This is a genomic window from Lysinibacillus sphaericus (genome assembly GCF_002982115.1).
GTDB lineage: Bacteria > Bacillota > Bacilli > Bacillales_A > Planococcaceae > Lysinibacillus > Lysinibacillus sphaericus.
The window spans coordinates 70,001-85,451 of sequence record NZ_CP019980.1; the positions used below are offsets into that span (position 1 = coordinate 70,001).

12 protein-coding genes are annotated in these 15,451 nt (G+C 37.7%); 6 read left to right on the top strand and 6 right to left on the bottom strand.

The genetic code is table 11. From position 1 onward, the window contains the following. Positions 1-97 precede the first annotated feature (97 nt). The 6 genes from gyrA to dnaA all read right to left on the bottom strand — a co-directional run bounded on the left by gyrA (position 98) and on the right by dnaA (position 8,790). Positions 98-2,566: a DNA gyrase subunit A gene (gene gyrA, locus LS41612_RS00295; RefSeq protein WP_024364623.1), complete on the bottom strand. Its 2,469-nt coding sequence runs from the start codon at positions 2,564-2,566 to the stop codon at positions 98-100. Positions 2,567-2,591: 25 nt separating this feature from the next. Continuing rightward, entirely contained in the window at positions 2,592-4,526 is a 1,935-nt protein-coding gene (gene gyrB / locus LS41612_RS00300; RefSeq protein WP_051147787.1) for a DNA topoisomerase (ATP-hydrolyzing) subunit B, read from the bottom strand. 91 nt (positions 4,527-4,617) lie between these two features. Then, positions 4,618-5,733 carry a DNA replication/repair protein RecF gene (gene recF, locus LS41612_RS00305; protein WP_024364625.1) on the bottom strand — a complete coding sequence of 372 codons (1,116 nt, stop codon included), beginning with the start codon at positions 5,731-5,733 and terminating at the stop codon, positions 4,618-4,620. Positions 5,734-5,736: 3 nt separating this feature from the next. Continuing rightward, positions 5,737-5,961 (bottom strand): S4 domain-containing protein YaaA, encoded by a 225-nt coding sequence (gene yaaA, locus LS41612_RS00310; RefSeq protein ID WP_024364626.1) that lies wholly within the window; start codon positions 5,959-5,961, stop codon positions 5,737-5,739. Positions 5,962-6,135: 174 nt separating this feature from the next. Further along, complete coding sequence (gene dnaN / locus LS41612_RS00315) at positions 6,136-7,272, bottom strand: DNA polymerase III subunit beta (RefSeq protein WP_024364627.1); 1,137 nt, start codon at positions 7,270-7,272, stop codon at positions 6,136-6,138. Between the two features lie 168 nt (positions 7,273-7,440). Further along, complete coding sequence (dnaA, locus tag LS41612_RS00320) at positions 7,441-8,790, bottom strand: chromosomal replication initiator protein DnaA (RefSeq protein ID WP_024364628.1); 1,350 nt, start codon at positions 8,788-8,790, stop codon at positions 7,441-7,443. A 554-nt stretch (positions 8,791-9,344) separates the two neighbouring features. Here dnaA and rpmH point away from each other — a divergent pair. The 6 genes from rpmH (at position 9,345) to mnmG (ending at position 15,347) form a co-directional block, all read left to right on the top strand. Continuing rightward, positions 9,345-9,479, top strand: a complete 135-nt coding sequence (gene rpmH, locus LS41612_RS00325; RefSeq protein ID WP_004233310.1) for a 50S ribosomal protein L34 — start codon at positions 9,345-9,347, stop codon at positions 9,477-9,479. Positions 9,480-9,573: 94 nt separating this feature from the next. Then, positions 9,574-9,918 (top strand): ribonuclease P protein component, encoded by a 345-nt coding sequence (gene rnpA / locus LS41612_RS00330; protein WP_024364629.1) that lies wholly within the window; start codon positions 9,574-9,576, stop codon positions 9,916-9,918. 239 nt (positions 9,919-10,157) lie between these two features. Beyond that, complete coding sequence (yidC, locus tag LS41612_RS00335; RefSeq protein ID WP_024364630.1) at positions 10,158-10,928, top strand: membrane protein insertase YidC; 771 nt, start codon at positions 10,158-10,160, stop codon at positions 10,926-10,928. Then, entirely contained in the window at positions 10,925-11,734 is an 810-nt protein-coding gene (gene jag, locus LS41612_RS00340; RefSeq protein ID WP_024364631.1) for an RNA-binding cell elongation regulator Jag/EloR, read from the top strand. The genes yidC and jag overlap by 4 nt, the downstream gene beginning before the upstream one ends. A gap of 304 nt (positions 11,735-12,038) precedes the next feature. Then, a complete protein-coding gene (mnmE, locus tag LS41612_RS00345; RefSeq protein WP_024364632.1) occupies positions 12,039-13,424 on the top strand; it encodes a tRNA uridine-5-carboxymethylaminomethyl(34) synthesis GTPase MnmE in 1,386 nt (461 codons plus the stop codon). Between the two features lie 27 nt (positions 13,425-13,451). Beyond that, a complete protein-coding gene (gene mnmG, locus LS41612_RS00350; RefSeq protein WP_024364633.1) occupies positions 13,452-15,347 on the top strand; it encodes a tRNA uridine-5-carboxymethylaminomethyl(34) synthesis enzyme MnmG in 1,896 nt (631 codons plus the stop codon). Positions 15,348-15,451 lie beyond the last annotated feature (104 nt).

The following is a 15,451-nucleotide window of genomic DNA, read 5'->3' on the forward strand; positions in this document are numbered from 1 at the left end:
TATATATTATCACGAATTTCTAAATTATTACTTATTTTTCACGATATATAATAAAAACCGATGAGCAGCAACAAACGCTGTCTTCATCGGTTATTTTTTATTCCTCTATTTCCTCATTTTCATCAGTGGCCTCTTCGTCTTCTTTTTCAACTTTTGCAACAGTTGCAACAAGTTCGTCATCCCCTAAACGAATTAAACGAACACCTTGAGTACTACGACCAATTAATGAAATATCATTGACATCCATACGTATCAGCATTCCGTTGATTGTAATAAGCATTAAATCTTCAGAACCATCAACAGTTTTAACAGCCACCATAGGACCATTTTTATCGGTAATTTGAATTGTTTTTAAACCAACGCCACCACGACTTTGTAAACGATACTCCTCTTCAGTTGTACGCTTACCATAGCCTTTTTCGGTAACGACTAAAATTTCTTGTCCAGGTTCGACGATTTCCATACCAACTACTTCATCGCCTTCTCGTAGCTTAATACCACGTACCCCACCTGCTGTACGTCCCATTGAACGGATATCATCCTCTTGGAAACGAACAAGCATACCGTCACGCGTTCCGATAATCACTTGCTTCATACCATCCGTTAAACGAACAGCAATTAAATCATCATCTTCTCGTAAACTAATAGCAATTAAGCCATTCGTACGGATATTTGCAAATTGAGATACAGGTGTACGTTTTGAAATACCTGTTTTCGTTGTAAAGATAAAGTAAGCATCCTTGTCAAATGAATCAACACGAATCATTGCCGTAACTTTCTCACCTTTATCGATATTCAGTAAGTTAACGATTGGTAAACCTTTCGCCGTGCGACCGTACTCCGGAATTTCGTAACCTTTAGCACGGAATACTTTCCCCTTAGACGTGAAGAATAATATAGTATCGTGCGTAGATGTATTCATAAGGTGCTCGACGAAGTCATCCTCATTAGTTCCCATTCCTTGTACACCACGACCACCGCGCTTTTGACTGCGATATGTATTGGCAGCTAAGCGCTTAATATAGCCATTATGCGTTAACGTAACAACTGAATTTTCTACAGGAATTAAATCCTCATCCTCAATCATTTCCATACCGCCAGATGTAATCTCTGTACGACGGGCATCATTGAAGCGCTCTTTCAGTTCTAATATTTCAGTGCGAATAATCTCAACAATTTTAGCTTCATCGGCTAAGATTGCTTTTAATTCAGCAATTAGCACTTGTAACTCTTGATATTCTGCTTCAATTTTTTCTCGTTCTAAGCCACTTAAACGTACTAAACGCATATCTAAAATTGCTTGGGCTTGACGTTCAGATAAATTAAACCGTTCCATTAATTGCGGTTTAGCTTCCTCACCACTACGAGAACCGCGGATAATCGCAATAATTTCATCAATATGATCTAGGGCAATTCGTAAACCCTCTAAAATATGAGCACGGTCTTCTGCTTTCTTTAAATCAAATTCAGTACGGCGGCGAATGATGACTTTTTGATGCTCTAAATAATGATACAGCATCTCTTTAATGCCCATTACTTTTGGCTGTCCATTTACTAAAGACAGCATATTAACACCAAAGCTTGATTGCATCGCTGTTTGCTTATAAAGATTATTTAACACGACATTTGCATTGGCATCTTTTCGTATTTCAATAACTACACGCATACCACGGCGGTCAGATTCATCTCGTAGATTGGTAATGCCATCGATTTTTTTATCGCGAACTAGCTCAGCAATCTTTTCAATTAATTTTGCCTTATTTACTTGGTAAGGTAATTCATGAATAAGAATTGTTTCTTTACCGTTTGACTTTTGTTCGATTTCTACTTTAGCTCGAATAATAATGGAACCACGGCCTGTTTCATAGGCACGGCGAATACCACTGCGTCCTAAAATCAATCCACCAGTTGGGAAATCCGGTCCTGGAATAATTTCCATCAATTCTTCCGTAGTAATTGCAGGATTTTCAGATAGTGCTAACACTCCATCAATCGTTTCCCCTAGATTATGCGGAGGAATGTTTGTTGCCATACCAACCGCAATTCCTGCCGCTCCATTTACTAATAAGTTTGGATAGCGACTTGGTAAAACGACCGGTTCTTTTTCAGAGCCATCATAGTTATCAGTATAGTCAATTGTGTTTTTATTAATATCTCGAAGCATTTCCATTGCAATACGAGACATACGCGATTCTGTATAACGCATCGCAGCTGCTCCGTCGCCATCAACAGAACCAAAGTTTCCGTGACCATCAACAAGCATGTAACGATAACTAAAATCTTGTGCCATACGTACCATGGCATCGTAAATTGAAGAGTCACCATGTGGATGGTACTTACCCATTACATCCCCAACGATACGTGCTGATTTTTTGTACGCTTTATCTGCTGTATTTCCTAACTCTTGCATGCCGTATAAAATACGACGATGAACTGGCTTTAATCCATCGCGTACATCTGGTAATGCACGCGAAACGATTACACTCATTGCATAATCGAGGAAGGATGTTTCGATTTCTTCTGTTATATTAACTCCTTTAACACCGGAGCGTTCTTGTTCTGACAAAGTGTAGACCTCCCCTCAAGAAAAATTAAATATCTAAATTAGCGTATACCGCATTTTCTTCGATAAATTGACGACGAGGTTCTACTTCATCGCCCATTAAGCGTTCGAATGCTTCGTTCGCTTTAATTGCATCATCTAATTCCACTTGTAATAATGTGCGGTGCTCTGGATCCATTGTTGTATCCCACAGTTGCTCCGCATTCATTTCACCAAGACCTTTGTAGCGTTGAACTACAGGCTTAGGCATGTTTGGCAGTCGCTCTAAAATCTCTTGTAGCGCAATATCATCATAGCAATATTCAACATGCTTCCCTTGCTTCACTTGATAAAGTGGTGGCTGTGCAATATAAATATAACCAGCATCTACTAAAGGTCGTAAGAAACGGAAGAAGAATGTTAACAATAATGTACGGATATGTGCTCCATCTACATCGGCATCGGTCATTATAATAATTTTATGATAACGCGCTTTTTCTAAATTAAATTCTTCCCCAATACCAGTACCGAAGGCTGTAATCATTGCTCGAATTTCAGCATTGGATAATATTTTATCTAATCGTGCTTTTTCCACGTTTAAAATTTTACCACGTAAAGGTAAAATTGCTTGGAAGTGACGGTCACGTCCAGATTTCGCCGAACCACCGGCAGAGTCACCCTCTACAATGTAAATTTCACATTCAGCTGGGTTTGTAGAAGAACAGTCAGCAAGTTTACCCGGTAAGCTTGATACTTCAAGCGCTGATTTGCGGCGTGTAAATTCGCGTGCCTTTTTGGCTGCCACACGTGCCCGAGCTGCCATTAAACCTTTATCGATAATTTTTCGCGCTACAGTTGGATTTTCTAACATGAAACGTTCAAAACCATCTGAAAATAACGCATTCGTAATTTGGCTTACTTCGGAGTTACCAAGCTTTGTTTTCGTTTGTCCCTCAAATTGAGGATCAGGGTGCTTAATAGATATAATAGCCGTTAACCCTTCGCGAACATCTTCACCTGTAAGGTTCGTATCAGCTTCTTTTAATAAGCCATTTTTACGCGCGTAATCATTGATAACACGCGTAAGTGCTGTTTTAAAGCCTGACTCATGTGTACCACCTTCATACGTATTGATGTTATTTGCGAACGAGAAAATATTCGATGAAAAACCAGCATTATATTGCATGGCGATTTCAATAGAAATACCGTCCTTTTCGCCAAGAACATCAATTGGCTCATGGATAGGCTCTTTAGACTTGTTCAAGTGCTCTACATAAGAACGAATACCACCTTCATAATGATATGTAGTGGAACGTATCTCATCTTCACGCTCATCTGCAATTGTAATTCGAATACCACGATTCAAATAGGCTAATTCGCGAATACGATGTGCTAAAATATCGAATTCATATTCTGTTGTTTCTTTGAAAATTTCAGGATCTGCTTTGAAACGAGTAGTTGTTCCGTTATGATCGGTTTCACCAATAACAGTTAATGCCTGTGTTGTTTGACCACGTTCAAATTTTATTTCGTGGATTTGTCCCTCGCGATGAACTTGAACAATTGTCTCAACTGACAAAGCATTTACTACTGATGCCCCTACACCATGAAGACCGCCTGATACTTTATAGCCCCCACCGCCGAATTTACCACCGGCATGGAGCACTGTCATAATGACTTCGACAGCTGGTTTACCCATCTTTTCTTGAATACTGACAGGAATTCCTCGACCATTATCTTCTACACGAATCCAATTGTCTTTTTCAATCGTAACTGAGATATCAGTACAAAAACCTGCAAGTGCTTCATCTATACTATTATCAACAATTTCCCATACTAAATGGTGAAGTCCTTTAGAGCTTGTTGAACCGATATACATCCCCGGTCTTTTTCGAACCGCTTCTAAACCTTCTAATACCTGTATTTGATCGGCTTCATACGCTTGATCTTGTAAACCTTCGTTTTCTATAGCCACGGCTTCCATCTACTCCTTCATAACATCATTGTGTGTAAATGAATGAACAGTCAACCGAGCTGACTATTACCATTCTTTTATAATCTAAAAAACTCCCTGGCTAACTTTCTTCAATCGCACCTTGTTTCACGTGGAACAGCTGAGCATGTTCCATCGTCTCATGATGAATTCCATCAACACTTGTAGTCGTTACAAAGGTTTGGACTTCACCTTGAATGGTATTTAATAAATGCGATTGGCGATAATCATCGAGTTCCGACAATACATCGTCTAAAAGTAGAATGGGTGTTTCATTTGTTTCTTGTTTAATTAACTCAATTTCGGCGAGCTTTAATGACAGAGCAGTTGTTCGTTGTTGCCCTTGTGAGCCATATGTTTGCACATCATAGCCATTCACTAAAAATTGTAAATCATCTCGATGTGGTCCAACCATCGTGACACCACGCTCAAATTCACGATTCTTTGCCTCTACTAACTTTTTCAGTAAGAGATCTTCCATTTCACTAGCAGTCTGTCCTTTATCAATACCTGCTACTGTGCGGTATTTAATCATTAAAGTTTCCTTACCTTGTGAAATTCCTGCATGAATCGGCTCTGCCCACTCTTGTAATAAATCCATAAATTGAAATCTTTTTCGAATAATTTGGGTAGCTGCGTGAATATACTGCTCATTATAAACATCATACATCACGTCGTTTGTCATTATCTTACCCTGATTCATTTTCAAATAATGATTGCGTTGTTTTAAAATCTTTTGAAAGGTTAATAAATCATGTAAGTAGACGGGCGAAATTTGCCCAATCTCCATATCAATAAAACGTCGTCGTATTTGCGGGCTCCCTTTAACAACATTTAAATCTTCTGGCGCAAACATAACCACATTCATTTGACCAATATAATGACTAAGACGACTTTGTTCAATATGATTAATTTTACCCTTTTTGCCCTTTTTCGTAATGGTAAGCTCTATTGGTAAAATACCGTGCCTTTTTTGAACGGCCCCTTCTATTTTACCATAGTCTGAATCCCAACGTATCAATTCTTTATCGTTCGTCGTGCGATGTGATTTAGCCATCGCTAATACGTAAATGGATTCCATCACATTTGTTTTTCCTTGGGCATTTTCACCAATAAATACATTTATTTTTGGAGAGAATTTTAACGTTAACGCATCATAGTTGCGGTAATTTGTAAGTTTTAACTGCTCAATATGCATAATTTATTGTCCAGTGGGCCCAACAATTCGGAACCGGCCACATCCAGGAATATTTACAACATCTCCGTTACGTAATTTGCGACCACGGCGATCATCTACCTCGCCATTTACGTAAACATCATTTTCGTGTAAAAACCATTTTGCCATACCGCCTGAGCTAATCGCATCAGTCATTTTTAAAAGTTGCCCTAACGTGACAAACTCTACATCGATTTCAATGTCTTTCATAGCTGTGTTACCCTCCAAATACAGAATGTCTATCTCTCTATCATACCTAAAAATGCTTCATAAGTAAAAAAAGATAGCCGCAACGAGCGACTATCCCAAAGTTTATCAAAGCAAGTGAACATAACTTAAAATCCAATTTATTCTATATAATACAACTAATAGAAAATATTACGATTAATATGTGCGCACTGGTAAAATTAGTTGCAGAATTGCATCATCATGAACAGAGCGTAAAATAAATGGTCTCATCGCACCAGTAAATTGAATAACCACATCTTGACCATCAATTGCTTTCAATGCTTCCATCATGTATTTAGCGCTAAAGGAAATTTTTAAGTTATCCCCTTCTAATGCTTCCACAGGTATTTCTTCTTGTACTTTACCTATCTCTGGAGAATTCGATGAAACTTCAACCGCTTGACTATCTAATATTTCGAAGCGCACGACATTATTACGATCTCCTCGTGCGACAAGTGATGCACGATCAATTGCTTGTAATAAAGCTTTACCGTTAATCGTTACATTTGTTTGATATTCTTCTGGAATTAAACGTGATGTATCTGGGTAGTTCCCTTCAAGTAAACGAGAGAAGAATAATACATCTCCTGTTTTAAATAATACTTGCTGACTTGTAATAACAATTTGGACAAGATTTGTAGAATCTTCTAACACCTTATTTAACTCATTTAAACTTTTACCAGGAATAACTACACTATGTTCAACTTCAGGTAAATCTTCTAACTGTACTTTACGTCTTGCTAAACGGTGGCTATCTGTTGCAACACAGATTAATGTTTCGTTTTTAATCTGCCAGTTTACACCTGTCAACACGGGTCTGCTTTCAGAAGTCGCCACTGCGAATACTGTTTCACGGATAATTGATTTTAGTAAGTCTGCAGGAATAGTAAATTTTTGATCCTCTGTTAATTCAGGTAATAAAGGATATTCAGCAGCATCAGAGCCAATTAAATGGAATTCTGATTTTCCTGAACGAATATGCGTTTGGAAACCTGTCGTTACTTGAATTTCAACCTCGTTTGTCGGCAATTTACGAACAATTTCATTGAACATACGTGCTTGTACAACGATTGAACCCGTTTCCGCAATGTGAATAATTTGTTGCCCATCTTCTTCTACTGGGATAAATGTTTGAATTGTAATATCTGCATCACTACCAGTTAGACGAATTCCTTCGTTTGTTACATCAATTTTAATCCCCGTTAATATCGGAATTGTTGTTTTAGAACTTACGGCTTTCATGACATCATTTAAACCTTCTAGTAAACGGTCACGTAAAATATCAAATTTCATTTGTTTTCCCTCACATATTTATATTATTTATTTATTAAATATAAAAAGATATAGTAATAGGTCCTGTGGATTTGTGGATAAGTGCTTCTAGGTGAATAAAATCAGTCTATCCACATGTAGATAGACTGTGTATAAGTTTGTGTTTAAAAATTAGAGTTGTCCACAAGTTTATTTCCCTAGCATGCTACGAATTTGTTTAATATCTTGTTGCAGTTGAACGTCATTTTTCAACAAAGAAGATATTTTTTCATGCGCATGGATAACAGTAGTATGGTCACGACCACCAAACTCTTCGCCAATTTTCGGCAGCGAGAAATCTGTTAATTCGCGTGATAAAAACATCGCAATTTGTCGAGGAAAGGCGATTAGCTTAGTTCGTTTTTTAGCTGAAAAATCTTCTAAACGAATATTAAAGTGCTCTCCTACTGCGTTTTGAATATCTAAAATTGTCACAGTTCTAGGTTTTGCATTAGGAATGATATCTTTTAATGCTTCAGCGGCTAATGTAGCTGTAATATCCTTGTTCACTAACGAAGAGTAAGCTACGACACGAATAAGCGCACCTTCAAGCTCCCGGATATTGGAGTCAATCTGGTTCGCAATATAGAGCATTACTTCGTTTGGTACATCCAAACCGTCCGCTTTTGCTTTTTTTCGTAGAATAGCGATACGAGTTTCTAAATCAGGTGGAGCTATATCAGTAATTAGCCCCCACTCAAATCGAGAACGTAAGCGATCCTCTAAAGTAGGTATTTCCTTAGGTGGACGGTCACTTGATATGACAATTTGTTTTGATTCCTCGTGTAATGTGTTAAAAGTATGGAAAAATTCTTCTTGAGTCGATTCTTTTCCAGCAAGGAATTGAATATCATCAATTAGCAGCACATCTACATTACGATATTTGTTGCGAAAATCGAGTGCTTTATTATCGCGAATAGAGTTAATAAATTCATTTGTAAACTTTTCTGATGATAAGTACACGACTTTTGCGTTTGGATTATGTTCTAACACATAATGGCCAATTGCGTGCATTAAATGCGTTTTGCCAAGCCCTACGCCCCCATATATAAAGAATGGGTTATAAGCCTTTGCAGGGGCTTCAGCAACAGCTAACGATGCAGCATGTGCGAAGCGGTTTCCAGAGCCAATAACAAACGTATCAAATGTATATTTCGGATTTAACATCCCTGGTGAAATATCATGATGGTCGTTATTTTTTGCTTGGATAATCGGCGCTGGTAAGTCAAAATCGTCCGAATCCTGGTTTTTTTGAACAACAAATTTAATAAGCAAGTCTTCGCCTGTTAGCTCCGTTAATATACCTGTAATCAAATGAATATAATGATTTTCAAGCCAGTCTCGAGCAAACGAATTTGGCGCCGCTATTGTCACGGTTGAACCACTTCCATTGTAAGAAAGTAATTTAGTAGACTTTAGCCACGTTTCGAAGCTTGGTTTAGAAATTTTTTGTTCAACTTGAGCCAGGACATTATTCCATAATTCTTCTAAATGTTCCAAGCTGCTATTCTCCTTTACAGTTCAATACATATACAGCAATAAAAAAATATAGTGCATTTATGTGATAAGTAAATACGTTCATTTTACGACTAATCCACAAAATCACAAGTTGTGGATAATACTTAACCAAAGGCTGTGATAAAAATTATCCACAGCATATCAACAGTTGTGGATAAAAGATTAGTTCGTTTTAGTTTTCAACAAAGTGAAGCACAGTAATCGTATCAGAAAAACAAAGCTATTTCAATAGTTTATGAAACTTATCCACATAACTTTGATTTACTCACTTTCAAGTTGTCCACAAGCACTGCTTATGTGAAAAAGCTGTAGATAACAGTTGTGGATAAAAAATAATGCAAAAAATACTATACACAAGTCTGTGTAAAAAAAACAAGTATTCTGTGGATAATTTAAAAGAGAGAAAAGGGAAACATAGAATTGGCGATTTGAAAGAAATTTATAAAATACATTGACAAAATAGCTAATTACTTTATATAATATGCAGGTCTGTATGTTGAAAAATTCAACTTTCATTCAGGAGGTGTCTATATACAATGAAACGTACTTACCAACCAAAGAAACGTAAGCACAGCAAAGTTCACGGTTTCCGCGCACGTATGAGCACGAAAAACGGTCGCAAAGTTCTTGCTGCTCGTCGTCGTAAAGGAAGAAAAGTTTTATCAGCATAAAATAAGTCCACTGAGCCACATCAGTGGTCTTTTTTTTCTTTATTTTTTGAAGCCGTTAAGGATCAAAAGAATAATTCAGTAGCAGGTGAAAGTAATGAAAAAACGCCAACGAGTGAAAAAGAATGAGGATTTTCAAAAGGTGTTTAAAAAGGGGAAATCTTTCGCGAATCGTCAGTTTGTCGTTTATTTTTTGCCGAAAGAGGGACAAACAGAATTTCGTGTAGGGTTATCTGTTAGTAAGAAGCTTGGGAATGCGGTAACACGCAACCAAATTAAACGTTATATTCGACAAAGTATTCATGAGTTAAAAGATGAATTAAAGACGAATATGGACTATGTTATTATCGCCAGACATCCGGCGGCCACTATGGATTTTCATGAAGTGAAACAAAGTTTGCAGCATGTACTACGAATTGCTAGAGTATTGAAGAAATCGTAAGACATTCAGCAACCAAAGTGGCGATAAAGTACACTTTTAAAAGGTTCTACAATAACTTATGTAAATGTAGATAGTCCCTTTACTGCATGAGCACATTTTAATTGGCATATTTAGTAGAGTGAAAGCTAATTTGCATGATAAAATAACTGATAACTTTATTCAGTTGAAAAAATAAAATTGAATAGAGACAATGCATATAGATTTTAGAAAAGTGAATAGTATTTGTAGGGGGAAGACGGTTGAAAAAACAACTTTGGGTAATTTTGTCGCTAGTATCAGTAGCATTACTACTATCTGGGTGTACAGAATTTAACGATCCAATATCCAAAGATAGCCAAGGCTTCTGGAATGAATTCATTGTTTGGCCGTTAGTATCAGCGATAAAATATTTTGCTGATTTACTTGGTACGTATGCATGGGGGATTATTGCAGTAACAATTATTATTCGTTTAGCAATTCTTCCATTGATGATTAAACAAACAAAGAGCTCGAAAAAAATGCAAGAAATTCAGCCAAAATTGAAGGAATTGCAGAAGAAGTATGCTTCTAAGGATGCACAAACACAGAAACAGTATCAGCAAGAAATGATGAAGCTGATGAGTGAGTCCGGTGTAAACCCAGTTGCTGGATGTTTACCAGTAATCATTCAAATGCCAATTTTAATTGGTTTTTATCACGCAATTAGTCGAATGAACGCTACAGCTGCTTTTGATTTAGGAAATTTCTTTATCTTCCCATTAGCAGACCCTGCGCCAGCTTTAGCAATTATCGCTGGTATTATGCAATTTTTCGTATTACGTACGGGCCCAGCAATGGACAACCCTCAGATGAAAATTATGATTTACATTATGCCATTCATGATCATCGGTTTTGGTATGGCATTACCAGCTGCATTATCACTTTATTGGGTAATCGGGAACATTATCTCGATTCTTCAAAACCTGTATATTTATAAACCTTGGCAAAACAACAAAACACAACCTGCTCAAAATGGAGGGGCTAAAAAGTGAAACAACTTACGCAAATAGGCGCAACAACACAAGAAGCGATCTCATTGGCGTTACAGAAACTTGGCAAAACCCGTGAACAAGTAGATGTTGAAGTTTTACAAGAAGGTAAAAAAGGATTTTTAGGTTTTGGAGCACGTTCTGCAGAAGTACGTGTGACTGTAAAAGAAATACAAGCTCGTCCAACTACAGAAATAGTAAAAGTAGCTGAGCAAGACGAAACGGCTAAAGAACAATTGAACGAACAAAAAGTAGTGGATGACGTTGCAAAATTAAGTTCACAAGTTTCGGAACAACCAATGGACATCGAAGCTGTTCAACAAGCCATTAAAGAGGAAGAAGATAACACTGTAAATCCAATTGAAGAAGCAAAAGCTTATATAGTAAGTATAGCGGAGCAATTGGGAATTCAAGATCTTGACATTGAAACGGCCCGTGAAGGTAAATATGTGCTGTTTCAATTGAAAAGTGAGAAGGCTGCATTACTTATAGGGAAACGCGGTCAAACGTTAAATTCTTTACAACAATTAACACAACTCGTTTTAAATAAAACCGCTAAACAATTCTTAATGGTGAAATTAGACGTAGAAAACTATCGTGAACGTCGACAACAAGCCTTAGAGCAACTGGCGGATCGTATGGCTGACAAGGCACTTCGGTTAAATCAACGTGTGGCATTTGAACCGATGCAATCATACGAAAGAAAAATTATTCATAATCAATTAGCGAATCGTCTGGATATAGAAACATATTCAGAAGGCACAGAACCAAACCGCTATTTAGTTATTGAACCAGTAAAGAACGCTTAGACTTTCTTTACGTAAAGGCATACAGACATATGCTAAAAAGACCGGTCATTTTATCGTTATGATAAAGTGACCGTTTTTTACTGTCTGAAAAACAGGAAGATTATGAAGCAATGTGACCAGTCGTAAAATGTCGGATATTGAACGTTTAAAGCGAAAATGATGAAGGGTAAGTAAATTTTTATTTATCCACAAATGGAAATGATCCTTACTTTAGATTTTATCGAAAATATGTTAGTCTAAGATGTTAGAAAGTGTTGATCGGTTTTATTTATCCACATGTGGATAACGTTAAGGAGGTAATAAAATGGAGTTCGATACAATTGCTGCGATATCCACACCGATGGGTGAAGGCGCTATTGCCATAGTTCGCTTAAGTGGTGATGAAGCAGTAGCTATTGCAGATAAGATTTTTAAATCGCCTGGTGGAAAAAGTTTAAAGAAGCAGGCTTCACATACAATTCATTATGGACACTTAGTCGATCCTAAAACAAACGAGGTAGTAGAAGAAGTAATGCTATCGTTAATGCGAGGACCAAAAACGTTCACGCGTGAGGATGTAATAGAGATCAACTGCCATGGAGGACTCGTTTCAGTTAATCGCGTATTAAAATTAGTATTAACAAATGGGGCAAGATTGGCAGAGCCAGGTGAATTTACAAAACGTGCGTTTTTAAATGGGCGTATTGATTTATCACAGGCCGAAGCAGTAATGGATTTAATTCGAGCGAAGACAGATCGTGCGATGAATGTCGCACTTGGTCAAATGGATGGGAAATTATCTCGCCTTATTGGAGATTTGCGCCAAGCATTGCTAGAGACTTTAGCGCAAGTAGAGGTTAATATAGATTATCCAGAGTATGATGATGTAGAAGAAATGACAGTGCCCGTATTACTTGAAAAATGTACATGGGTACGGAATGAAATCATTAAACTTTTACAAACATCCTCTCAGGGCAAAATTTTACGTGAAGGCTTATCGACGGTTATTTTAGGACGACCAAATGTAGGGAAATCTTCACTTTTAAATAGTTTAGTGCAAGAAAATAAAGCAATTGTGACAGATATTGCAGGTACAACTCGTGATATTATAGAAGAGTACGTAAATGTACGTGGGGTACCACTTCGTTTAGTCGATACAGCCGGCATTCGTGAAACAGAAGATATTGTGGAGCGAATTGGCGTTGAACGTTCTCGTGAGGCGTTACGTAGCGCAGACTTAATTTTATTCGTACTAAATTATGCGGATGAATTAACGATTGAGGATGAACGTCTATTCGAAACAATTGAGGCGATGGATTATATCGTCATTGTCAATAAAACCGATTTACCGCAAAAAATTGATTTAGCCCGTGTAAAAGCATTAGCAGGTAGTCATCGTATTGTGACAACTTCTCTTTTACAGGAAGAGGGAATAGCAGAGTTAGAGGAAGCAATAGCTGCATTATTCTTCGAGGGTCAAATTGAAGCGGGCGATTTAACATATGTATCGAATGCACGTCATATTGCATTACTCCACCAAGCGCAAGCGACGGTAGAGGACGCACTAGCTGCAGCACAGGCTGGTGTACCTGTTGATATGGTGCAAATAGATGTAACAAGAACGTGGGAGATACTTGGTGAAATTATTGGAGATACGGTGCAAGAAAGCCTTATCAATCAACTATTTTCACAGTTCTGTTTAGGGAAATAATTCTACTAGAGAAGGGAAGATACGAGCATGCCAACACAATATGAGGCAGGCACGTTTGATGTGATTGTTATAGGGGCAGGACATGCAGGTTCAGAAGCTGCCTATGCTGCTGCTAAAATGGGTGCCAACACACTCATGCTAACAATCAACTTAGATATGATTGCATTTATGCCATGTAACCCATCGATCGGTGGCCCTGCAAAAGGGATTGTCGTTCGTGAAATTGACGCACTAGGTGGGTTAATGGGGAAAGTTATAGATAAAACGCATATTCAAATGCGTATGTTAAATACAGGGAAAGGTCCAGCTGTACGTGCACTACGCGCCCAAGCGGACAAAGTACTCTACCAACACGAAATGAAACGTGAGTTAGAAGAAAATGAAAATTTAACAATTCATCAAGCAATGGTAGAAGAGCTTATTATAGAAGATGGTGAAGTAAAAGGCGTTATTACACAAATTGGCGCAATTTATCGTGCCAAAGCAGTAGTTGTAACAACGGGTACATTCCTTCGTGGTGAAATTATTATCGGAGACATGAAATATTCAAGTGGTCCTAATAATCAACAGCCATCCATTCGCTTAGCGGACAATTTAAAAGAATTAGGTTTTGACCTTGTACGCTTCAAAACAGGTACACCACCTCGTGTCAATAGCCGTACAATTGATTATTCAAAAACAGAAATACAACCAGGCGATGATGTACCACGTGCATTTAGCTTTGAAACAACTGAATTTATCATGGACCAACTGCCATGTTGGCTAACATATACAAGCCCTCAAACACATGAAATTATTGAGGCAAATTTACATCTTTCACCGATGTACTCAGGTATGATTAAAGGAACAGGCCCGCGCTATTGTCCTTCAATCGAAGATAAAGTCGTACGATTTAATGATAAGCCACGCCACCAAATTTTCTTAGAACCAGAAGGTCGCAATACAAGAGAAGTGTACGTCCAAGGTTTATCGACAAGCTTACCTGAACATGTGCAACATCGTTTGTTAAAATCCATTCCAGGATTAGAACAAGCTGAAATGATGCGTGCTGGTTACGCAATCGAATACGATGCTATCGTTCCAACACAATTATGGCCAACATTGGAAACAAAACGCATTAAAGGTTTATATACAGCCGGTCAAATTAACGGAACATCTGGTTATGAAGAAGCAGCTGCTCAAGGTTTGATGGCGGGGATGAACGCTGCTGCCAATGTTCTTGGTAAAGAAGAACTGATTTTAAGTCGTTCAGAAGCTTACATCGGTGTATTAATCGACGATTTAGTAACAAAAGGTACAAATGAGCCATATCGTCTCCTAACATCTCGTGCTGAATATCGTTTACTACTTCGCCATGACAATGCCGATTTACGTTTAGTTGAACGTGCATATAAAATGGGCATGATATCACAGCAACGTTATGAACAATTCATGGAGAAAAAAGCGTTAATTGAAAATGAAATTGCACGCCTTCGTGAAGTAATCATTAAACCAAATGAAACAACACAAGCTGCCATTCGCTCTGTAGGTGGTAGTGAACTGAAAGATGGTATACGTGGCGCCGATTTATTAAAACGTACGGAAATGCATTATGATTTAGTGTCTTCGTTAATACCAGCTGAAATTGAATTTTCTGATGAAGTAAAAGAACAAATTGAAATTCAGCTAAAATATGAAGGTTATATTGAAAAAGCATTGCAACAAGTTGAAAAGCTTCATAAAATGGAAAATAAAAAAATTCCAGAGAACATTGATTATGATGCCATTTCAGGTCTTGCAACAGAAGCACGACAAAAATTAAAACAAGTAATTCCGCTTTCCATTGCACAGGCGTCTCGAATTTCAGGGGTAAATCCTGCAGATATTTCGATTCTACTTGTTTACATTGAACAAGGGAAAATCGCACGTGTAAGTGGCGAATAATAGCGCAACAACAAAGTGAATAAGAGGCGGGCATACCATTGTGCCCGCTTCCTATTTTTAAGGCTATGTTATCCTTCAACGTTTTGTTATGTGCGACCAAACAA